This window comes from Halorubrum cibi (genome assembly GCF_900182635.1).
Lineage (GTDB): Archaea > Halobacteriota > Halobacteria > Halobacteriales > Haloferacaceae > Halorubrum > Halorubrum cibi.
In genome coordinates this window covers 146,769-167,734 of sequence record NZ_FXTD01000008.1, presented here as the reverse complement: position 1 = coordinate 167,734, position 20,966 = coordinate 146,769, and the positions used below count along the sequence as shown (strand labels likewise).

The 20,966-nt window shown below is 69.2% G+C and carries 22 protein-coding genes and 1 tRNA gene; 16 read left to right on the top strand and 7 right to left on the bottom strand.

What is annotated here, in order from left to right:
• The first annotated feature begins 9 nt into the window (after positions 1–9).
• Positions 10–2,100, top strand: coding sequence for a glycoside hydrolase family 15 protein (locus tag FN829_RS11815; RefSeq protein WP_142987174.1), 2,091 nt, complete (start codon positions 10–12; stop codon positions 2,098–2,100).
• Positions 2,101–2,170: 70 nt separating this feature from the next.
• On the opposite strand, the gene FN829_RS11810 is transcribed toward FN829_RS11815, so the two are convergent.
• A complete protein-coding gene (locus FN829_RS11810) occupies positions 2,171–3,082 on the bottom strand; it encodes an isoaspartyl peptidase/L-asparaginase (protein ID WP_142987173.1) in 912 nt (303 codons plus the stop codon).
• A 127-nt stretch (positions 3,083–3,209) separates the two neighbouring features.
• Between FN829_RS11810 and FN829_RS11805 the strand changes: the two genes are divergently transcribed.
• The 3 genes from FN829_RS11805 (at position 3,210) to FN829_RS16380 (ending at position 5,762) form a co-directional block, all read left to right on the top strand.
• Positions 3,210–4,130, top strand: coding sequence for a glycosyltransferase family 2 protein (locus tag FN829_RS11805; protein ID WP_246066524.1), 921 nt, complete (start codon positions 3,210–3,212; stop codon positions 4,128–4,130).
• A 71-nt stretch (positions 4,131–4,201) separates the two neighbouring features.
• A complete protein-coding gene (gene icd, locus FN829_RS11800; RefSeq protein WP_142987172.1) occupies positions 4,202–5,464 on the top strand; it encodes an isocitrate dehydrogenase (NADP(+)) in 1,263 nt (420 codons plus the stop codon).
• A 163-nt stretch (positions 5,465–5,627) separates the two neighbouring features.
• Entirely contained in the window at positions 5,628–5,762 is a 135-nt protein-coding gene (locus FN829_RS16380; RefSeq protein WP_262488571.1) for a hypothetical protein, read from the top strand.
• A 16-nt stretch (positions 5,763–5,778) separates the two neighbouring features.
• On the opposite strand, the gene FN829_RS11795 is transcribed toward FN829_RS16380, so the two are convergent.
• The 4 genes from FN829_RS11795 to pyrH all read right to left on the bottom strand — a co-directional run bounded on the left by FN829_RS11795 (position 5,779) and on the right by pyrH (position 9,561).
• Positions 5,779–6,690, bottom strand: coding sequence for a sensor histidine kinase (locus tag FN829_RS11795; protein ID WP_142987171.1), 912 nt, complete (start codon positions 6,688–6,690; stop codon positions 5,779–5,781).
• 154 nt (positions 6,691–6,844) lie between these two features.
• Positions 6,845–7,087 (bottom strand): DUF7573 domain-containing protein, encoded by a 243-nt coding sequence (locus tag FN829_RS11790; protein ID WP_142987170.1) that lies wholly within the window; start codon positions 7,085–7,087, stop codon positions 6,845–6,847.
• Positions 7,088–8,845, bottom strand: coding sequence for a lysine--tRNA ligase (lysS, locus tag FN829_RS11785; protein ID WP_142987169.1), 1,758 nt, complete (start codon positions 8,843–8,845; stop codon positions 7,088–7,090).
• A complete protein-coding gene (gene pyrH, locus FN829_RS11780; RefSeq protein WP_142987168.1) occupies positions 8,842–9,561 on the bottom strand; it encodes a UMP kinase in 720 nt (239 codons plus the stop codon). Before pyrH ends, lysS begins: the two co-directional genes overlap by 4 nt.
• A 118-nt stretch (positions 9,562–9,679) precedes the next feature.
• Between pyrH and FN829_RS11775 the strand changes: the two genes are divergently transcribed.
• The 4 genes from FN829_RS11775 (at position 9,680) to FN829_RS11760 (ending at position 13,463) form a co-directional block, all read left to right on the top strand.
• The gene (locus FN829_RS11775) at positions 9,680–11,536 is read left to right on the top strand and encodes an acyl-CoA carboxylase subunit beta (protein ID WP_142987167.1); all 1,857 of its coding nucleotides are present in this window, start codon (positions 9,680–9,682) and stop codon (positions 11,534–11,536) included.
• A gap of 43 nt (positions 11,537–11,579) precedes the next feature.
• The gene (locus FN829_RS11770; RefSeq protein ID WP_142987166.1) at positions 11,580–12,254 is read left to right on the top strand and encodes a hypothetical protein; all 675 of its coding nucleotides are present in this window, start codon (positions 11,580–11,582) and stop codon (positions 12,252–12,254) included.
• A gap of 78 nt (positions 12,255–12,332) precedes the next feature.
• Complete coding sequence (locus tag FN829_RS11765; protein WP_142987165.1) at positions 12,333–12,860, top strand: redoxin domain-containing protein; 528 nt, start codon at positions 12,333–12,335, stop codon at positions 12,858–12,860.
• A 303-nt stretch (positions 12,861–13,163) separates the two neighbouring features.
• The gene (locus tag FN829_RS11760) at positions 13,164–13,463 is read left to right on the top strand and encodes a hypothetical protein (protein ID WP_142987164.1); all 300 of its coding nucleotides are present in this window, start codon (positions 13,164–13,166) and stop codon (positions 13,461–13,463) included.
• Between the two features lie 625 nt (positions 13,464–14,088).
• Here the strand turns inward: FN829_RS11760 and FN829_RS11755 are convergent.
• Both FN829_RS11755 and FN829_RS11750 read right to left on the bottom strand, forming a co-directional pair.
• Positions 14,089–14,159: transfer RNA gene (locus tag FN829_RS11755), tRNA-Gly, on the bottom strand.
• Positions 14,160–14,202: 43 nt separating this feature from the next.
• Complete coding sequence (locus FN829_RS11750; RefSeq protein ID WP_142987163.1) at positions 14,203–14,544, bottom strand: ArsR/SmtB family transcription factor; 342 nt, start codon at positions 14,542–14,544, stop codon at positions 14,203–14,205.
• A 240-nt stretch (positions 14,545–14,784) separates the two neighbouring features.
• On the opposite strand from FN829_RS11750, the gene FN829_RS11745 reads away from it, so the two are divergent.
• From FN829_RS11745 to FN829_RS11710, 8 genes are all read left to right on the top strand, one after another.
• Positions 14,785–15,543: an HFX_2341 family transcriptional regulator domain-containing protein gene (locus tag FN829_RS11745; RefSeq protein ID WP_142987162.1), complete on the top strand. Its 759-nt coding sequence runs from the start codon at positions 14,785–14,787 to the stop codon at positions 15,541–15,543.
• Between the two features lie 82 nt (positions 15,544–15,625).
• The gene (locus tag FN829_RS11740; RefSeq protein ID WP_142987161.1) at positions 15,626–16,813 is read left to right on the top strand and encodes a molybdopterin-dependent oxidoreductase; all 1,188 of its coding nucleotides are present in this window, start codon (positions 15,626–15,628) and stop codon (positions 16,811–16,813) included.
• Positions 16,814–16,929: 116 nt separating this feature from the next.
• Positions 16,930–17,796, top strand: coding sequence for a putative RNA uridine N3 methyltransferase (locus FN829_RS11735; RefSeq protein ID WP_142987160.1), 867 nt, complete (start codon positions 16,930–16,932; stop codon positions 17,794–17,796).
• Positions 17,797–17,800: 4 nt separating this feature from the next.
• Positions 17,801–18,817 carry a 50S ribosomal protein L3 gene (locus FN829_RS11730; protein ID WP_142987159.1) on the top strand — a complete coding sequence of 339 codons (1,017 nt, stop codon included), beginning with the start codon at positions 17,801–17,803 and terminating at the stop codon, positions 18,815–18,817.
• Between the two features lie 3 nt (positions 18,818–18,820).
• Positions 18,821–19,567 carry a 50S ribosomal protein L4 gene (gene rpl4p / locus FN829_RS11725; protein ID WP_142987158.1) on the top strand — a complete coding sequence of 249 codons (747 nt, stop codon included), beginning with the start codon at positions 18,821–18,823 and terminating at the stop codon, positions 19,565–19,567.
• The gene (locus FN829_RS11720; RefSeq protein WP_142987157.1) at positions 19,564–19,818 is read left to right on the top strand and encodes a 50S ribosomal protein L23; all 255 of its coding nucleotides are present in this window, start codon (positions 19,564–19,566) and stop codon (positions 19,816–19,818) included. The genes rpl4p and FN829_RS11720 overlap by 4 nt, the downstream gene beginning before the upstream one ends.
• Positions 19,819–19,820: 2 nt before the next feature.
• Positions 19,821–20,543 carry a 50S ribosomal protein L2 gene (locus FN829_RS11715; protein WP_094531044.1) on the top strand — a complete coding sequence of 241 codons (723 nt, stop codon included), beginning with the start codon at positions 19,821–19,823 and terminating at the stop codon, positions 20,541–20,543.
• Positions 20,540–20,965, top strand: coding sequence for a 30S ribosomal protein S19 (locus FN829_RS11710; RefSeq protein WP_142987156.1), 426 nt, complete (start codon positions 20,540–20,542; stop codon positions 20,963–20,965). The genes FN829_RS11715 and FN829_RS11710 overlap by 4 nt, the downstream gene beginning before the upstream one ends.
• Position 20,966: the final 1 nt, after the last annotated feature.

Here is a 20,966-nt window from a genome sequence, read left to right as displayed (position 1 = left end):
CCGCGACCAATGCAACTACGCGACGCGCTCGACGACTACAAGCGACACGCGGGCCACGGGCGGCTCTTCGCGGGCGAGCGGCGCACCGTCGAGGGGCGGTTCACGGGCGGCGACGGCCGGCTCGTCCACGTCGCGCCCGACGGCGGACTCCGCGACTTCGGCTACCCGCTTACCGGGAAGAGCGGGCTCACCCGCTCGCGGTTCGGCCTCGCCGTCGACGGCGACGTGACCTGGTTCGAGGCCGACCGCTCACGGCAGCGTTACGTCGACGACACGCCGCTCGTCGAGACGGTCCACGAGACCGACCGCGCGACCGTGCGCCGGTACGACCTCGCCGTCGACGACGCGCACCTCACGCGCGCGGTCGTCGAACCCGCCTCGGACGCCGACCTCGACGCCGACGACTTCGCGCTCGTCGCGTACGCGGCGTTCGCCCCGGACGGGCGCGACGAGCGGGTCGGACAGCTCCGCTACGACGACGCGGTCGAGGTGTATCACGCCGACGAACACGACTTCCTCGCGAGCGCCACCGGCCTCGACGATCTCCGCGGCCAGCTCCCGCCCACGTTCCCCGAGGTGCTCGACGACGCGCCGATGGACCTCCCGCGCGACCGCGACGCCGCCCGCTACGACGAGGAGCGGCTCTCCGGGGAGGTCGTCGTCGAGGCTCCCTTCGAGGACGGCGCGGCGACCCTCGGAACGCTGCTTTCGGACGGCTTGGAAACGCCCCGGGAAGCGGCCCGGAGCCGCCTCGACGCGCTGTTCGCTGAGCTCGACTCTCGGGAGGCGCTGACGGCCGCGGCCGCCGACACGACGCCCGCCGTGCCCGCCTCGGTCCCGGAACGCGGATCGGTCGTCGCGGACCTGCGGGTGCTGTCGCTGCTGTCGGCCGAGACCGGACTCCGGATAGCCGGGCCGGACTTCGACCCGCACTACCAGCACTCGGGCGGATACGGCTACACCTGGTTCCGCGACGACGCCGAGATCTCGACGTTCCTCCTCGAGTCCGACGACCGGCTCGGGCTGGAGCTCGACGACTGGCACGTCCGCTCGGCCGAGATGTACGTCGAGACCCAGCGACCCGACGGCTCCTGGCCGCACCGCGTCTGGCCGCGGAACGGCGCGCTCGCGCCCGGCTGGGCGAACGCGCGCATCGAGGACGGCCCCGACGTGGACTACCAGGCCGACCAGACCGGCAGCGTCATCGCCTTCCTCGCGCGGGCGAGAGGGGCGGGAGTCGAGGTCGACGGGCTCGACGCGACGCTCGTCGACGCGCTGGCGAGCCTCGACTCGACGCTCGCCGACGACGGCCGCCCGGTGGCCTGTCAGAACGCCTGGGAGGACTCGGTCGGCCGGTTCACGCACACGACCGCGACGTTCCTCGAGGCGTACGGCGCGCTGGCGCGCCACGGCCGGGGACTGGAAGACGACGCCGACCGGTTCGGCGACGATCCCGCCGTCCACGCCCGCGACCGCGCCCGCGAGGTGTACGACGCGCTCGACGACCTCTGGCTCCCCGACCGCGGCCGGTACGCGCTCCGCGAGACGGTCCACGGCGACCTCGACGACCGGCTCGACTCAGCGACGCTCGCGCTCGCGAGCGCGCACCGCGCGTACGACGCGATCGAGGACGGAGAGGCCGACGGACGCGGCGCGGTCGACGACGAGCGGCTCGACCGGCTGGTCTCACACGTCGAGCGCGTCGTCGACGGGCTGACCCGCGAGACCGACGAGATATCGGGACTGTTCCGTTACGAGGGCGACGGCTGGCGGCGCGGCGACCAGCCGGTCGAGAAGGTGTGGACGGTCTCGACCGCGTGGGGCGCTCACGCCTGCGGAGAACTCGCGGCGCTGCTCGACGCCCGCGACGACCCGCGGGCCGAGCGGTTCGCCGAGCGCGCCCGCGAGCTGCTCGGGCTCGTCTCGCCGGACGGCCCGCTCTGTGAACCGACCGGCTACCTCCCCGAGCAGTTCTTCGACGACGGGACGCCCGACAGCGCCACGCCGCTCGGGTGGCCCCACGCCATCCGGCTGGCGACGGTCGGCCTGCTCGACGCACACGACACGCTCGCCGCCGACCCCGCTCCCGCCGACGACTGACCGAAACGGCGCGCGCTCCTCGCCGCCGACCGAAGCGAGCGGGAGTACGGAAGTCGCAGGGCCGGCGCGCTCACTCGCTCGAAGCGACGCTCGTCTGCATCGCCTCGGTGTTGAACGCGCCACCGATCTCCTCGTCGCCACAGACGATCACGCCCGCTCGCGAGCCGGTAACGTCCTCGAACTCCGCCATCGCCCGGTCGGCCGCGGCCTCGGCGCCGAGACCCTCCTCGAGCAAGTCGACCGCTCGGCGCGTGAGCGTGACCCGCGCGATGTCCTCGCCGGCTCCCGTCGCGCTCGCGCCGCCGGCGTCCGTACAGAAGAAGCCCGAACCGACCTGCGGGACGTCGCCGACGCGCCCCGCGAGCGCGAACGACCGCCCGCCGGTCGACGTCGCCGCCGCGAACGTCTCGCCGTCGGTCGCCACGGCGCCGACGGTGTCGTGATCGGGGGCGTCGCGCTCGGACCGCTCGCCGCTCGCCGAACCGCCCGCCTGATCCGATCCCGACCCGAACCGCGTCTCCAGCCACTCGAGGTGCTCGCTCGGGGTCCCCTCCGGCGGGGCCTCGGCCTCGTAGCGCTCGCGCTTCTCGTCGGTCAGGAGGTCGACGCCGGTCTCGACGCCGAAGTCCGCGGCGAGGTCGACCGCGTGCTCGCCGGAGACGAAGACGTGCGGCGTCTCCTCCATGACGACCCGAGCGGCGGAGATGGCGTGTTCGACGCCGGGCATCGAACAGACCGCGCCCACCGCGCGATCGGAGGTCATCGCACCCGCGTCCGTGCGAACGACCCCGTCGGACTGGACCGCGCCGCCGACGCCTGCGTTGAACCGTGGGTTCGACTCGAGGACGCGGATCCCGGCTTCGACCGCGTCGAGCGGGGTCGACGCGGCCGCGCCGGCCTCGGCCGCCTCGTCGAGGACCGCCTGTCTGGGTTCGGGTTCGTCCGGAGCGCCGCCCGCGCCGCCGTGGAGTATCACGCGCATGGTCGACCCTCCGAGGGCGACCCCATAAGGCTCCGGAAAGCGGCGGGGCGGACGGAACGCGGGAGCGACGGTCCGGAGCCCCCGGACCGACGCCCGATTTTTGTACCCCGCGGTCGAACCGGCTGGCGTGACCGACCCGCCGCCGACCTCCGTGCTCCTGCCGACGGTTCGCTGGACCGACGCCTGCGAGGAGGTCGCCGCGATGCTGGGGGAGGAGGACGAACTCCTCGTGATCGCGGACGACGCCGACGATCCGGTCGCCGACCGACGAGGCGAGACGGCCGAGGGAGTTCGGGTCGTGCTCGCCGGCGAGCCCGAAGGGTGTTCGGGCAAGGCGAACGCGATAGCCGCGGGGATGGAGGCGGCCGAGGGCGACCGGATCGTTTGGACCGACGACGACTTCCGGCATCCACCGGGGTGGCTCGCCGAGCTTCACGCCGACTACGAGCGGCAGGGGCCGACCACGGAGCTTCCGGTCTTCGTCGGTCGCGATCCGCTCGGAGTCCTGCTCGAGCCAGCCTACCTCGTCGGCGGAACGCTCGCGGTCGCCGCCGGCGGGATCGCGTGGGGCGGCGCGGTCGTCTTCGAGCACGACGATCTCGATCAGACCGCGTTCCTCGACGACCTCCGGCGAACCGTCAGCGACGACGGGACCCTCTCCGATCACCTCGAGGTGAAACCGGTGAAACGGATGCGGATCGTGCCCGCCGGCGGGTCGATCCGAGCGTCGCTGGAGCGGTTCGTCCGCTTCCTGTGGATCGTGCGGTACCACGCGCCTCGTGCGAGCGTGGTCAACGTCGGGCTCGCGGTTGCGTTCTCGACGCTGTGTCTCGCGGCGCCGATCATCGGGATCGGGTTCGTGACCCTGTTTTCCGGGGCGACCTACGCGTGGGCGGGGCTCCGCCGACCGACGTTCCTGCTCGCGGGCCCGGTCGCGATCGCGATGCCGGCGTTGATGGCGTACGCGTACGCTCGCCGGACGTTCGTGTGGGGCGGTCGTCGCTACCGATGGGTACGGAAGAGCGACGTTCGAGTGTACCCCGAGTGAACTCCCTTCCCGAACACGGTCGCGTGGAAAGCGGCAGGCACTTTACGGCGGTCTGAGAAACCTCGACCGACATGAGCTACGAGAAGATCGAAGTCCCCGACGACGGGGAGCGCATTACTCTCGCCGACGAGGAGACTGGCGAACTGGACGTTCCCGAGAACCCGATCATTCCGATCCTTCACGGAGACGGAATCGGAACCGACGTCGGCCCGGCCGCCCAGCAGGTGCTCGACGCCGCCGCCGAGGCGACCGGCCATTCCATCGCGTGGATGCGCGTGTACGGCGGCGAGAGCGCCCGCGAGAAGTACGACGAGAACCTCCCCGAGGACACCGTGAACGCGATCCGCGAGTTCCGCGTCGCGATCAAGGGCCCGATGACGACGCCGGTCGGCTCCGGCTTCCGCTCGCTGAACGTCGCGCTCCGCCAGACGCTCGACCTGTACGCGAACGTCCGACCGACCTACCACCTCGACGGCGTCCCGTCGCCCGTGAAGAATCCCGGGGCGATGGACATGATCACCTTCCGGGAGAACACCGAGGACGTGTACGCCGGCATCGAGTGGGAGGCCGGCACCGACGAGGTCGAGCAGGTCCGCGACTTCCTGGAAGACGACATGGGCGTCGAGGACGTGCTCCACGACGGTCCCATCGGGATCGGCGTGAAGCCCATCTCCGAGTTCGCCTCCAAGCGCCTGATCCGCGAGGCGCTCGACTACGCGCTCGCGAACGACCGTGACTCCGTCACGCTCGTCCACAAGGGGAACATCATGAAGTTCACCGAGGCGCAGTTCCGTGACTGGGGCTACGAGGTCGTCGAGGAGGAGTACGGCGACGAGTTCATCACCGAGGACGAGCTCTGGGAGGAGTACGACGGCGAGCAGCCCGAGGACACGGTCGTCGTCAAGGACCGCATCGCGGACAACATGCTCCAGCAGCTTCTCACCCGGACGAGCGACTACTCCGTCATCGCGACGATGAACCTCAACGGGGACTACATGTCCGACGCCGCCGGCGCGCAGATCGGCGGTCTGGGCATCGCGCCCGGCGTCAACTACGGCCACGGTCGCGCGCTCGCCGAGCCTGTCCACGGTTCCGCGCCCAAGTACGCCGGCGAGGACAAGGTCAACCCGACCGCGATGATCCTCTCCGGCCGCGAGATGCTCGATTACCTCGGCTGGTCGGACGCCGCGGACCTCGTGCGTGACGCCGTCGAGGAGACCATCTCCTCCGGGAAGGTCACCTACGACCTCCACCGACAGATCGAGGGCGGCGAGAAGCTCGCGACGAGCGAGTTCGCCGACGCCGTCGTCGAGAACATCGAGAAGCAGTCATAGACAGCTTCTCTGTCGTCCGGGAACCGCCTATCTCGGTGAACTCCCCGGGGATCGCACGGACGACCGGAGCGTCGACCCGCCGTGTTCCGGACTCGTACACGCGAATATCACCGCGGAGAATCGATCACTGTATTTTAAATACGAATAGTGTCTTGATCGTACAATGAAAGTCCAGTTCGAGTGCTCGTGTTCCGAGGAGATATCCGAGTTCACTCGAGGGCAGGCGAGCCGTGGGGTTCACGTCGAATGCGGCAACTGCGGGGCGGTGTACGCGGTCACCATCACCGAACTCGAGTGACGATCGCGGTCTCGATCTATCCGTCCGTCGGCCTCTCTGCCGCCCGGAACCGGAGCAGAACGGTGGTTCCGTCGTCGGTGGCGTCGAACCGTACCGTGCCGTCCTGAAGCTCGCACATCCACTTGACGAGCCACAGCCCGATGCTGCTGGCGTGTGAGAGCGGCGTCTCCTCCTCTGCTCGGAGCACCGCTCGCTCGTCCTCGGGGATCCCCGGTCCGTTGTCGTGGACCTCGAGCCGGGTCGTCGTTCCCTCCGTCTCGACGCGTGCGAGGACTCGGCGACCCGGTTCGTCGTTGTGGGAGATCGCGTTCTCGAACACCTCTCGAACCGGGTAGCTCACCGAGTCGTCGGCGTGTATCCACGCGTGCTCCGGGAGATCGAGAGAGAGGTCCACGTCGTTCCGGTCGTCGTCCAGTTCCTCGATCACCTCACGGACGACCGTCACGAGATCGACGCGATCCTCGACGGGGCCGGGCGAGGCGTCCTCGATGACTCGGAGCTTCTCGCTTATCTCGACCATGTCCTCCGTGGTCTCGCGGATCGTCGCCAGGCACTCGCGGCTGCGTTCGTCGTCCAGACGCCGTTCGAGCAGATCGGCGTACCCCTGAACGACGTTGAGGTCGTTCCGGACGTTGTGTCTGAACACCCGGCTCAACACCTGGAGCTGTTGGTTCGAGGTCTCCAACTCCTCGCGAGCGGTGACGGTCCGACGGGAGTGGTGACGCACCGCGCCGTAGACGAAAACCGAGGATGCCCCGACGAGCGCCAGACTGCCCGCGAGCCGGGCGGGCGAGAACGGGGCCGCGGAGCCCGAGAGCGTCCCGACGGCGACGTCGACCGCGACCGCGCACGCCGCGCCGAAGAGGAGGTACAGGCCGGCGACGGCGCGGGGCGACCGATCGAGGAGCCGATCCGGATCTGATTTCATTTATATATCACTTAACCCCACCGCATATCGTCCGTAACTAACGGGTCGATCCGACGTGTATTAAGTGTTCACCGTGGCGGAACGATTCGGAAAACCGATGGACCGAACGCCCGTTTTTCGGGTGACGGATCCCAGAGACCGCGGAAACGAACGGCTACCACTCCGCGCAGTCGGCGCAGACGAGACCGTCGCCGTCGCGCCAGCGCCGCTCGACCGTCGCGCCACAGCGGTCGCAGTCGGCCCCGTCCGCCGACCACGTCGACGTCGACTCGGCGGGCTCGACGTCGGCGAGACCGTGCTCGTCCGAGTCGTCCTCAGTGGGATCGTCCCCGTCGGCCGAGGCGTCCTCGTCGGTCTCGGCGGAGGCGAAGTCGTCGAGAGAACGGTCCTCGGACATTCACGCCTCCCGCCGGAGCCTCGAGACGACGAATTCCCGTTCCAACTCGCCGAGAAACTCGCCGAGCCGTGGACCCTGCGGCTGGTCGAAGAAGAGCCGGTAGCCCGCCTCGAAGAAGTCGGCGACCTCGACGTCGTTGTCGCGGGCGGTCTCGTACATCTCCGCCTGGATCGCCTCGCCGTCGTGGCCCGCGGCGACGAAGTCGGCGAGGGCGTCGAGCGCCGCGGCCACGTCGTCCTCGAGGTCGACGGCCGGGAGATCGGTCTGGAGCCGGTAGTTGTACTCGTTGTCGGTGCGCTCGGCCCACGTCCGCGCTCGCTCGACGCGCGACAGCGCCTCCCGGACCGCCCACTCGGGGGTGTCGTCGTCGACGTGTCCCTCGTCGCGCGCGAGTTGCTCGCGCAACCCCTCGTCCTCGACCATGCCGAGGACCGCGGCGAAGGTGTACGGGAACCGGACGCGGTCGGCTGGATCGGCGTCGTCCGGGCGGTCGGCGCCGGTGGCCGGATGGCCGGACTCCCATCCCATCACGAACGGGTACGCGCGCTCGGCGAACCGGGTCAGCTCCTCGTCGTCGACCTCGCCGAAGTACGCCCGCTCGAAGCGGTCGAAGCGGTCGACGAGGAGGTCGATCCGCTTGAGGTCGAGGTCCCGCGCCTTCTTCGGGTGGAGCGCGAAGAAGTAGCGGACCACCTCGGGCTCGAGTATCTCGAGCAGTTCGGGCACCGTGACGACGTTGCCCGCCGACGAGGAGAGCGCCTCCCCGCCGAGCGTGAACCACTCGTACACCATCGGCACCGGCGGCTCGATGCCGAAGACGGTCCGCGCGAGGTCGACGCCGGAGGGCCACGACCCCTCGGCGTGGTCCTTGCCGAACGGCTCGAAGTCGACGTCGAGGACGTCCCACTGCGCGGGCCACTCGAGCCGCCACGGCAGCTTCCCCTCCCGGAACGTGGCGGTCCCCTCGTGGCCGCAGCCCTCGATGACGTCGTCGCCGACCTCCAGGTCCGTACACGCGTACTCGACCGTGCCCCCCTCGAGATCGACCGCGGTCACCGTCTCGGTGACCTTCCCGCACGCCGCACAGACCGGGTTGAACGGGACGTACTCGCCGTCGACCTTGTCCTGGTACTTCCCGAGCGTCTTGCGGACCGTTTCGAGGTCGGAGAGGACGGTCCGGACCGCGTCGTCGAAGCTCCCGTCCGCGTACAGATCCGTGTTCGAGACCATCTCGACGGGGACGCCGAGGCGCTCGGCGTCGGCGGAGAGCAGCGCCGCGAAGTGGGCCGCGTACGACTCGCGCTCGCCGAAGGGGTCCGGGATCGCGGTGTACGGCTTCCCGAGGTTGCGCCCGAGCGCGCCCGCGTCGACGTCGCCGAGCCCGACGATCTCCCCGTCGGCGTTCGCCAGCTTCCGCGGGAGCTTCCGGAGCGGGTCCTTGTCGTCGGAGGTGAACAGCTGACGGACCTCGTGGCCGCGGTCGCGGAGCACCTCGGCGACGAAGTAGCCGCGCATAACCTCGTTGACGTTGCCGACGTGGGCGACGCCGGAGGGAGAGACGCCCCCCTTGATCACGATCGGGTCGTCGGGGTCGCGCGCCTCGATCTCGTCGGCGACGACGTCGGCCCAGAAGGCGTGGAACTCGTCGTTCCCCGAGGTCCCGTCCTCGGCTCCCGTCGCCTGCTCGGAGAGGATGTGTGGGGAGTCGTCGCGGTCGGGGTCTCCGGAATCGTCGTCCCCGGCAGCGTCGTCGGTCATCGTTCCGCGCTCCAGGCCGCCGGTTCGGTGCTCCCCTCGGGGGTCACGTTCGTTCCGGTGTGTTCGCCGCGGAGGACCGCGTCGACGACCGCGTCGGGGTCGGTGCCGTCGAGGACGACCGAGCGGATCCCGGCGCGGTCGATCAGCTTCGCCGCAAGCAGGTCGACGGGCGCGGACGAGCCGGCGTCCCGGCTCATCGGGAGCACCACGTCGACCAGTTCCGCTGGCGACAGCGACTCGAACCGGGTCGCGTCGTCGTGGCGGTTCGGGTCGACGTCGTAGACGCCGTCGGCGCTCGTCGCGAACACGAGCAGGTCGGCGTCGACGGACTCCGCGAGCGCGACCGCCACCGTGTCGGTCGTCTGTCCGGGCGTTATCCCGCCCATCACGGGGACCTCGCCCCGGCGGAACGCGGCGGCGGCCTCGTCGTACCCCGTCGCCGGCGCGGGCGCGGCCGCGTCGCCGAGCGCGGCGATCAGCAGGCGGGCGTTGAGCCGCGTGGTACCGATGCCGAGTTCGTCGAGTTCGACCTCGTTGCCGCCGAGCTCGCGGGCGGTCGTGATGTACTCGCGGGCGACCCCGCCGCCGCCGACGACGGCACCGATCTCACACCCCTCCGCCGTCAGCCGCTCGACCGCGTCGGCGTAGGCGGCGACACGTTCGGGATCGAGCTCCGGCGCGAGCACGCTCCCGCCGATGGAAACGACGACTCTCATTGCGGCGAGGTAGCCGTGTCGCCGGCTTAAGGATTGTCAAGCGGAGACGGCAACGGAGCCTCCAGCGAGCGCGTTTCTCATGGAAAACAGTTTAGGACCGTCCGGGAGTTCACCCGGCATGAAGGTCCGCGTCGGGTCGGCGGCGACGCCCGAGGAGGCCGAGGCGATCGCCCGGTCGCTCGCGGCGCACCTCGGCGTCAGGGTCGACGTCCACGTCGGGGAGAGCGAGGAGCCCGCGGCGAGCGCGGACCCTCCGGAGACGGCCTACCCCCTCGAGGACGACCTCGGCCCCACCGACCGCGAGCGGGACCTCCGAGCGGAGATCGAGGACGTCCGGGAGGGCGGCCCCGCGAAGTACCGCGAGCGACTCGAAGAGCAGGGAAAGCTGTTCGTGCGCGACCGCCTCGACCTCTGGTTCGGCGGGGAGGGGGGAACGCGCGGCGCGGGCGACGCGGATTCGGGGGGCGCCGACGCGTCCGGCGACGGCCCTGCGGGGATCCGCTTCGAGGACGGGACGTTCGCCGCCTTCGACGACTGGCACCCGAATGCGGCCGGTCGGAGCGGCAGGGAAGACGTCGAGGACGACGAGGGGGGCAATGCCGACCGCGACGACGATGCCGACCGCCTCCCCGCCGACGGGCTCATTACCGGAGGTGCCGAGTTCGAGGGACGAGACGTCCACTTCATGGCCAACGACTTCACGGTGAAGGCGGGGTCGATGGCGGCGAAGGGCGTCGAGAAGTTCCTCCGGATGCAGCAACGCGCGCTGAAGACGGGCAACCCCGTCCTCTACCTGATGGACTCCTCGGGCGGGCGGATCGACCGACAGTCCGGCTTCTTCGCCAACCGCGAGGGGATCGGGAAGTACTACTACAACCACTCGATGCTGTCGGGCGCGGTCCCGCAGATATGCGTGCTCTACGGACCGTGTATCGCCGGGGCGGCCTACACCCCCGTCTTCGCCGACTTCACCGTGATGGTCGAGGACATGTCCGCGATGGCGATCGCCTCGCCGCGGATGGTGGAGATGGTCACCGGCGAGGAGATAGACCTCGCCGACCTCGGCGGTCCCCGGATCCACGCCGAACACTCCGGCTCCGCGGACCTCGTCGCCCGCGACGAGGAGCACGCTCGCGAGCTCGTCGCCGACCTGATCGCCTATCTGCCGAACCGGGCCGGCGAGAAGCCGCCGCGCGCCGATCCGAAGCCGCCCAAATACTCGCCCGAGGGGATCGACGAGCTGATCCCCGAGTCGCCGACCCGCCCGTACGACGTGCGCGACCTCCTCGACCGGATCGCGGACGCGGAGTCCGTCTTCGAGCTGAAGTCGGGGTACGGACCCGAGATACTCACCGCGTTCTGCCGGATCGACGGCCGGCCCGTCGGCGTCGTCGCCAACCAGCCGACGGAGCGCTCGGGCGCGATCTTCCCCGACGCCGCCGAGAAGGCCGCGGAGTTCGTCTGGACGTGTGACGCCTACGAGATTCCCCTCTTATACCTCTGTGACACCCCGGGGTTCATGGCCGGTTCGCAGGTGGAGAAGGACGGCATTCTGGAGAAGGGAAAGAAGCTGATCTACGCCACGTCGTCGGCGACGGTCCCGAAACAGACCGTCGTGGTCCGGAAGGCGTACGGCGCGGGGATCTACGCGATGGGCGGGCCCGCCTACGACCCCGAGAGCACCATCGGGCTGCCCTCCGGCGAGATCGCGATCATGGGGCCGGAGGCCGCGATCAACGCGGTGTACGCCCGCAAACTGGCCGAGATCGACGACCCCGAGGAGCGGGCCGCGGAGGAGGAGCGCCTCCGCGAGGAGTATCGCGAGGAGATCGACGTCCACCGGATGGCGAGCGAGGTTGTCATCGACGAGATCGTCCCGCCCTCGGACCTCCGCGCACAACTCGCCGCCCGGTTCGACTTCTACGCGGACGTCGAGAAGGACCTCCCCGAGAAGAAACACGGGACGGTACTGTAAGGCAGGTACGGTTATAGAGTCCGAGCCCAACGATCCCGTTATGATGGAGGACGTGAACAAATGGCAACGAGAGATTCGAGAGGAGTACCGGGGAGCCTTCGTCGACGAGACGCGCAAGGAGATCAGTTCCATTGTCGGCGTGTTTCCCGAATCGGTGCGCGACGATACGAGGTTCACGCAGTACCGTACGGACGAAGGATCGATCGACGAAGAGTTCACGCTCGGTGAGGGCGTGTTCGAGCGCGGCGAAACCGGCGCTGAAACCAGCCTTGGAATTGAACGGAGTGAACCCACCGGTAGCAGGCACGAGTCCTGGGAAGCCGCTCGCGAGTTCGTGGAGTCGTTACATCTTCTCTCGGGAGCGGTAGCCGTTTTCGAGCCGACGGAACACGGCAGGCCGATAGCAAGCGACGACGAAGAGAAGGACGGGGATCCCGTGGAGGAGACGGACGATCCAGTTGCTGAGGTGATGTGGACGGTACAGTTGGTCGACCAGCGGTTCGAGACGCTTCGGTCGTCGTTCGCCGGATCGATCTCGAGCAAGATCAAGAGCGTGTTCGGGTGGGTCAAGAACACCCTCTCGTCGATATCGTCGCGGCTGTGGAGCCTGGTCTCCTCGCACACCAGTCTTCGGGAGTGGAGCGTCACCGGCGGGGCCGGCGTCTCGATGTTCGGTCTCCAGGGCAACGCCGACCTGTCGTTGACGTTCGATACGTAGCCGCTGTGTGTTCGTCCCGTTCGAAACGTCGCCCGCGGACGTGATCTTATCCGTCCCGCACGCGACCGTGGACGAACGATGATCGACATTGGCGTCAAGGCCCCCGACTTCGCCGCGCCGGCGGTCGCGGACGGACGGGCGACCGAACTCGCGTTGTACCGGCTCGTGGAGTCGCACCGCGCGGTCGTCCTCGCGTTCGCGCCGGCGAGCTTCGTCCCGACGACCACCGCGGCGTTCGCCGCGGTCCGGGACGCCGGGTGGCACGGCCGGGAGGACTTGGCCGTCGTCGCGCTCACCGGCGACTCGCTGTACGCGGGGTTCGCGTACGTCGACCGCTTCGATCTCCCGTTCCCGGTCGTCTCGGACTTCCACGGCGGGGTCGCCGACTCCTACGACCTGCTCGCGGAGTCGTGGGAGGGGCACGCCGACATCCCGCGACGGGCGACGGTCGTGATCGACGGCGACTGGCGGGTCCGCTTCGCCGAGGTGACGACCGACGCGCTCGACCGCCCCGCGCCCGCGCCGGTCGAGAACGCGACCGCGACGCTGCGGGAGTTGGGCGTCGACGTCGACCGCCCGCGCGTGAACTACGACGGGCCGTGGTGAACGACGGGCCGTGGTGGGACCAGCGGAGTCGTCCCCACCGCCGAGTTCACACCGCCGATACGGTCGGCGTGCGCCGGTGAGCGCCCAACGGGCGCGAACCGACCGCGCGAGGGAGCCCGCGTCGGCGTTCGCGAACGCCGACGCGGCGAGGCTGGGGAGGCGTGAGGCGCGGTGCTGTGCGGTTGCGGTTCGGGTGGACCTTCGGAGGCGGTCGTCTCGCCGTCGCCCGCGGATCGGTATCGGATCGAGATCGGATCAGATCCGGACGGCCGTTATTTGTGTCTCGAAGAAGAGACACGCACGATGCCCTCCGTCCTCTCCGACCTCGTGTTCAGCGAACCGTCCGGCCGGACCAACGCGCTCGTCCAGTTCGCGGGAGCGATCACGTTCCTGGGACTGTACGCCTACTCCGGGGTCACCAGTAACGCCGGCTCGAGCGACTGGCTGCTCGTCATGGCCCTCGGGGCCGTCTTGGCGGGAGTCGCGGAGTCGCTTCCGAAGGATCGACGCCTCGCGGCCGGCGTGTTGCGGCTGGCCGCGATCCTCGTACTGCTGTGTCTGCTCGTCGCCATCGTCCTCGCTCCGGAGTTCGTCGTCGGATAGCGTCGGCGAGTTTGGCTCCGTTGAGCTCCCCTTTTTCAGATAGAATTCGGACTGAACCAGCCGGTCGCTGAAGAGCGCTTATATGGCGGGTGTTTCGTAAGTGATCGAGGTGAGAAGAAGGGAGTAGTTGCTGGCGCGGTGAACACGTCCAAAGCCCCAGCCACGAGGACTCGCGCGGCTCGCTGCGCTCCTCGCTCAGTCGCTGTCGCTCCTTCACTGCGGTGCTTGCTTCGCCGGGCTTCGTCCTCGCGACTGCCCCTTTGAGTCCCACCCCGCACGGCCCCGCACCTCACACCTCCCCAGCCTCGCGGTTCGCACTCTTCGAGTGCTCACCGCGTCCCTCGCGGGCTCCTCGTGCCCCTGCGGGGCACTCGGAGGCGCGCCACCGCTTCGGCGATCGCTCACTTCCTCGTCTATACTGACCACGGCCGGATTATGACATATCGTCTACGGAGGATTCCAACGGAGCCACGAGTTTTGTATCGGTGCTGCCGATCGAAAGCGGTCGATAGCGTCGAACTTCTCGGTGATTTCGACCACTTGGTTCACGAAAGCACCGGCCGAGACTCCCGCGAGTGAAACGAGCGGGAGTCAGGCCGGTGGATCTTCGAGCGCAGCGAGAAGATGCACCGGCCGAGATTTGAACTCGGGTTGCAACCATGGCAAGGTTGCGTGATACCACTACACTACCGGTGCGTGCTTCGCGGTAGACGCTCCGCCGGTGAGACACTTAAACCTGTCACATTCCCGGCCCCGCGAGATCGATCGTCACCGACTCGGTCGACAGGTCGTAGATGTTCATCTCGCGTCCCTTCGTCGAATATCGCACCCTGACGGGCGTGATGAGGTCGACGCGCTGGAGCCGGCGCAGGTGGTAGGTGACCGCCTGAAGCGAGACGTCGAGTTCGTCGGCGATCTCGGAGGGCGTCGAGGGCGACTCGCGGACGACGGCGATCACCTCGCGGGCAGTCGCCGACGCGAGGACCTCGAGGAGGCCGTCGGACTCCTCGAGCGTGGTCGTCCGGCGGTCCCGGTCGGAGTCGGACTCCGCCGGCGGCGGGGAGAGTTGTTCGAGCGTCATCGTCCGAGACCAGTGGCGAACGATCGGCGCGACGAGACGTGTTCGACGACGAGGGCGACGACGGCGGGGGAGAGACCTCGGTCGGGGAGAGACCACTCGATCGGTTGACCGTTCTCTCTCGTTGAAACGAGCATCTCTCTGAAGCGACGAGGTGCGGTCGGATAGGTATTATGACGTCACAAACGTCATAATCGACTGTACCGACACAACAATCAATATCTACGGCCCGTATTCGCGAACATGGCGAAACTGGACGCACCGAGGCGGATCCACGTCGTCCCGCTCGGGTACGAGAAGGACCGCATCGTGGAGCCGGTCGTCGACGCCGACGCCGACGAGGCGCTCTTCTTAGAGCCGAACCCCGACGACGAGGGGGTCGATCGGCCGTCCTATCACGAGGAGGTCAGAGAGCGGATCCGGGACGCCGGGATCCGGACGGAGACGATCGAGTGTGACATCTTCGATCTGTACAGCTCGCTGGGGACGATCGCGGAGGTGGCCAACCGCTTCCGCGAACACAGCGTCTACGTCAACCTCGCGTCCGGCTCGAAGGTGACCGCGATCGGCGGGATGATCGCGTGTATGGCGACGGGGGCCGTGCCGTACTACGTGCGCGCGGAGACGTACGCGGGCGGCGAGGAGCGACCGGTCGCCTCGGGCGCGGAGCCGCCGGAGACGCTCCCGAAGTACCACATCGAGGAGCCGAAGCGCGAACACGTCGCGGTCCTCGATCACGTCGACCGCGAGGGGTCCGTCACGAAGCGGGAGCTCATCGAGTACGGCCGCCGCGAGGGGCTCCCGTTCGTGGAGCGGTACGACGCGGAGGGCGTCCAGAACCCCGACCGGGGCTACTACCGACGGCTCAACGCGCGGATCGTCGATCCCCTCGAAAGCCGCGGGTTCATCGAGATCGAGGAACACTCCAAGTACCAGTACGTCTCGGTCACGGAGAGCGGTGAGAACCACCTCCAGGCGTTCCGATACCTGCTCGAGGAGTGAGCCCAGCGGGGACCGGGATCCGGAATCCCGCAGTCCGTAACCCCCCGTCAGCCCTATGTCGCTCTCGCACCGAGGAGATCCCATGGGGGTTCGTGGCACGCTCTCGGGAGCCCTCGACCGCCTCGAGCCGCCGCCGCGGATCGTCGACTGGTCGCTCCTCGTCGTCGTCCTGGCGGAGACGGTCACCGGACTGGTCTCCTTCACCGTCGGGACCCCCGCCGGCTGGCCGGTCTTCTGGCTCCACCGCGCGCTCGGGCTCGCGATCGTCGTCCTCCTCGGCTGGAAGCTCGCCCGGGTGGGACACCGCCTGACCGACCGGACGCTGTGGCGGCGGTCGACCGCCCTCTCGGTCCTGACGCTTGTCGCCGCGGTCGGAACGGTCTCGACGGGGGTCGTCTGGGTGTTCGGGCTCGACGTCCGGCTCTCCTACTGGACGCTGCTTTCCGTCCACGTCGGCTTCGGGCTGGCGCTCGTCCCCCTCGTCGCCGCCCACGCCGCGAGCCGGTTCCGGCCGCCGAGGCGAGTCGATTTCGAGGGGCGGCGGACCGCGATCCGGTACGGATTACTGTTGATCGCGGGCGCGATCGTCTACCGGCTCCAGCAGGGCGCGAACCGGCTGCTCTCGACACCCGGCGTGGACCGCCGGTTCACCGGGTCACAGCCGCGCCAGGGAGAGGGGAACGGCGCGGTTCCGGTCACCTCCTGGGTCGCCGACGACCCGGACCCGATCGACCGGGCGAGCTACCGGCTCTCGGTGACGGGGCTCGTCGCGGAGCCGCGGGAGTTCGCCGCGGACGACCTCGAGCACGTCGGCGGCGATGAGACCTCGGCCCTGCTCGACTGTACGAGCGGCTGGTACACGGTTCAAGAGTGGGGCGGCGTGCGGGTCGGCGACCTGATCGCGGCGGCCGGCGGGGCGGAGGGGAGCGGCCGGGCGGAGGGGGACGACGAGGTAGGAGGAGGCGACGGGGCGAAGGGAAGCGACGGGACGGAGGACGACGGAGTCTCCGACGGTCGAGAGCCGGCGTACGTCCGGTTCGTCTCCGTCACGGGGTACCGGTGGACGCTCCCGCTCGCGGAGGCCGAGGACGCCCTGCTCGCGACCCGCGTCGGCGGTGACCGGATCTCTCACGGCCACGGCGCGCCCGCGCGTCTCGTCGCGCCCGGTCGTCGAGGGTTCCAGTGGGTGAAGTGGGTGACTCGCGTGGAGGTGCGCGCGGAGCGCGACCCCGCGCAGTGGGTCGTCACGCTGGTGAGCGGGTTCGACTAGGGCGGCGGTCACTCCCGGATCGCCCGGATAGACCCGTGTGAACGCCCCACAATCCCGAAACCGGACCGCTATCCTTTTACTCCGTCGTCCGGAATCAGGAGTACAGTCTCGCCACGATGCGCACCGAAGACGGACTCACGATCTGTGTTCCGTCTTCGGTCGTCCGGGAAGCCGAGGACGATCGCGAGGCGACTCGCAAACTCGGCTACGTCGCCCGTGCGGCGGCGGTGTTCCGGGCGGACCGGCTCGTCGTCTTCCCCGACCGGGAGGGCGAACGGGACCGGGGCGGGGAGTACGTCCGTGCCGTGCTGGGGTACGCCGCGACGCCCCCGGAGCTCCGAAAGGACCTCTGGGGCGAACGCGAGGAACTCCGGTACGTCGGCGTGCTGCCGCCGCTTCGCGTGCCGTGGCGGACCGGCTCGCCCCCGAACGGGGACGAGTCGACAACACAGGGACTCGTGACCGAGGTCGGACCTGAAGGCCGCGTCCGGGTCAATTCCTCGCTGGAGGAACACCCGATCTCTCTGCTCGTCCCCTCCGGAATTGAGGTCGAGCGGGGGGAGCGCGTCACCATCAGGGTCTCTTCGAGAGAACCGGTCCGCGCCCGCATCACCGGGAAGCCCGAGGTCGGCTTCCAGGTCGTGGGTGCGGACCTATCGGAAGCGCTCGCCGGCGACGACGTCGCCGTCGCCACGTCGCGACACGGGGAGGAACTCTCCGTCTCGCGGCTCGGCGAACTCGTCGTCGACGCGCGGGAGGCCGGCGGATACACCGTCGCCTTCGGCGCGCCGGAACGGGGGCTTCCGGAGATGCTCGGGCTCTCGCCCGAGGACGTTCGGGCGGCCGTCGCCGACGGCCGCCGAGTCGAACCCGATCCGGGGTTCGACCTCTGGCTGAACACGATCCCGGCACAGGGCAGCGGGGTAGTCCGAACGGAGGAGGCTCTGTTCGCGACCCTCGGCTCGCTCACACTCACGGAGTAAACACATGCCACAACCAAGCCGACCACGAAAAGGCTCGCTGGGCTACGGCCCACGCACCCGCGCGGACAGCGAGGTACCGCGCATCCGCTCGTGGCCAGACGACGACGGAGCGCCCGCACTGCAGGGCTTCGCCGGCTACAAGGCCGGGATGACCCACGTCATGATGGTCAACGACGAGGCGGACTCGCCGCGTGAGGGGATGGAGGAGTCCGTCCCCGTCACGGTGGTGGAGACGCCGCCGATGCACGCCGTCGCCGTGCGAGCCTACGAGAACACGCCGTACGGACAGAAGCCGGTTGCCGAGGTCTGGGCGACCGAGTTCCACGAGGAGCTCGACCGCGCGCTCGACCTGCCGGCCGAAGACACCTTCGAGGAGGACCGAACGGAACTCGAGGAACTGCTCGAGGACGACGTGGTCGATGACGTCCGCGTCATCACCCACACGAACCCCTCGGAGCTCGCGAACGTGCCGAAGAAGGAGCCCGACGTGATGGAGACGCGCGTCGGCGGCGGCTCCCTCGAGGAGCGCGCCGACTTCGCGCTCGAGCTCGTCGCGGACGGCGGTGCCCACGAGTTCGGCGACGTCTTCCGCGCCGGACAGTACACCGACGTCTCCGGCGTCACGAAGGGGAAGGGGACGCAGGGTCCCGTCAAGCGCTGGGGCGTTCAAAAGCGGAAGGGCAAACACGCCCGCCAGGGATGGCGGCGTCGGATCGGCAACCTCGGTCCGTGGAACCCCTCCCGCGTGCGCTCCACCGTCCCCCAGCAGGGCCAGACCGGCTACCACCAGCGCACCGAGCTCAACAAGCGCCTCATCGACTTCGGCGAGGGCGACGACGCCTCCGTCGACGGCGGCTTCGTCAACTACGGCGAGGTCGACGGCGAGTACGCGCTCATCAAGGGCTCGCTGCCGGGGCCGGACAAGCGCCTGCTTCGCTTCCGCCCGGCCATCCGGCCGAACGACCAGCCGCGCCTCGACCCCGAGGTCCGGTACGTATCCACCGCATCCAACCAGGGATAATCCATGAACGCAACAGTACACGACCTGGACGGCGGGGACGCGGGCAGCGTCGAGCTGCCGGCGATCTTCGAGACCGCGTTCCGACCGGACCTCATCGGTCGGGCGGTCAGCGCCGCACAGGCTAACCGGAAACAGGCCTACGGGGCCGACGAGTTCGCCGGACTGCGAACCCCCGCGGAGTCGTTCGGCTCCGGGCGCGGGCTCGCTCACGTCCCGCGCTCCGAGAACGTCGCCCGCCGCGTCCCGCACGCGGTGTCGGGCCGCGCCGCGCACCCCCCGAAGGCCGAGAAGGACCAGACGAAGAAACTGAACGACAAGGAGCGCCAGCTCGCGGTTCAGTCGGCCATCGCGGCCACCGCCGACGCCGAGCTCGTCGCCGAGCGCGGTCACGCGTTCGACGACGACCTGGACCTCCCGCTCGTCGTGAGCGACGAGTTCGAGGACCTCGAGAAGACTCAGGAGGCCCTGGGCGTCCTCGAGGCCGTCGGCGTCGACGCCGACGTCGAGCGCGCCGACGAGGGTCGCTCCGTCCGAGCCGGCCGCGGGAAGACCCGCGGTCGCAAGTACAGCCAGCCGAAGTCCGTGCTCGTCGTCACGAGCGAGGAACCGTCGCGCGCCGCCCGCAACCTCGCGGGCGTCGACGTCGCGACCGCCGGCGAGGTCAACGCAGAGGACCTCGCGCCCGGCACGCACCCGGGTCGGCTCACGCTGTGGACCGAGTCGGCGATCGAGGAGGTGGCCGACCGATGAGCTCGCTCATCGAACACCCGCTCGTGACCGAGCAGGCCATGAACGAGATGGACTTCAAGAACAAGCTGCTGTTCTTGGTCGACGTCGACGCGACGAAACCGGCGATCCGCGACGAGGTCTCCGAGCGGTACGACGTCACCGTCACCGACGTGAACACGCAGGTGACGTCGAAAGGCAAGAAGAAGGCGACCGTCACGCTCTCCGAGGAGGACGACGCGACCGACGTCGCCTCCCGGATCGGGGTGTTCTGACGATGGGACGACGAATCCAAGGACAGCGGCGAGGACGCGGCGGCCCGACGTTCCGGGCCCCCTCCCACCGCTACAAGGCGGAACTGTCGCACAAGACGCTCGAGGACACCGACCTGATCACCGGCGAGATCGTCGGGATCGAACACGACCCGGCGCGTTCCGCGCCGCTCGCGGAGGTCGAGTTCGACGACGACGACCGGCGGCTCGTGCTCGCGCCGGAGGGCGTGCGCGTGGGCGAGACGATCCAGGTGGGCGTCTCGGCGGAGATCAAGCCGGGCAACACGCTCCCGCTGGCGGAGATCCCCGAGGGGGTCCCCGTCTGTAACGTCGAGAGCAACCGCGGCGACGGCGGGAAGTTCGCCCGCGCCTCGGGCGTCTCGGCGACGCTTCTCACCCACGACCGCGACGTCGCGGTCGTCCAGCTTCCGAGCGGGGAAGTGAAGCGGCTCGACCCGCAGTGCCGCGCCACGATCGGCGTGGTCGCTGGCGGCGGGCGGACGGAGAAGCCGTTCGTCAAGGCCGGCAACAAACACCACAAGATGAAGGCGCGCGGGACCAAATACCCGCGCGTACGCGGCGTCGCGATGAACGCCGTCGACCACCCCTTCGGCGGGGGCGGTCGCCAACACCCCGGCCAGCCGAAGTCGGTCTCGCGGGACGCCCCGCCGGGACGCAAGGTCGGGGACATCGCATCCAAACGGACCGGACGAGGTAGCAACAAATGAGTTCCGAATACCGCACCGGCCGCGAGGGCGAGGAGTTCGCCTACCGCGGTCACTCGCTCGACGAGCTGCAGGAGATGGACGTAGAGGAGGTCGCGGAACTGCTCCCCGCACGACTGCGGCGAAGCATCACGCGAGGGCTGAGCGTCGAGAAGGAGAAGCTTCTCGAGAAGGCTCGAAGCCGTGACAAGGAGACGACCGCCGACGACCCGATCCGGACGCATCTGCGCGACATGCCGATCCTTCCGGAGTTCGTCGGCGTCACGTTCTCCGTGTACAACGGACACAGCTTCGAGCGCGTCCAGGTCGAACCCGAGATGATCGGCCACTACCTGGGCGAGTTCCATCAGACCCGAAGCACCGTCGAACACGGTCAGGCCGGCATCGGCGCGACCCGGTCCTCGAAGTTCGTGCCCCTCAAGTAAC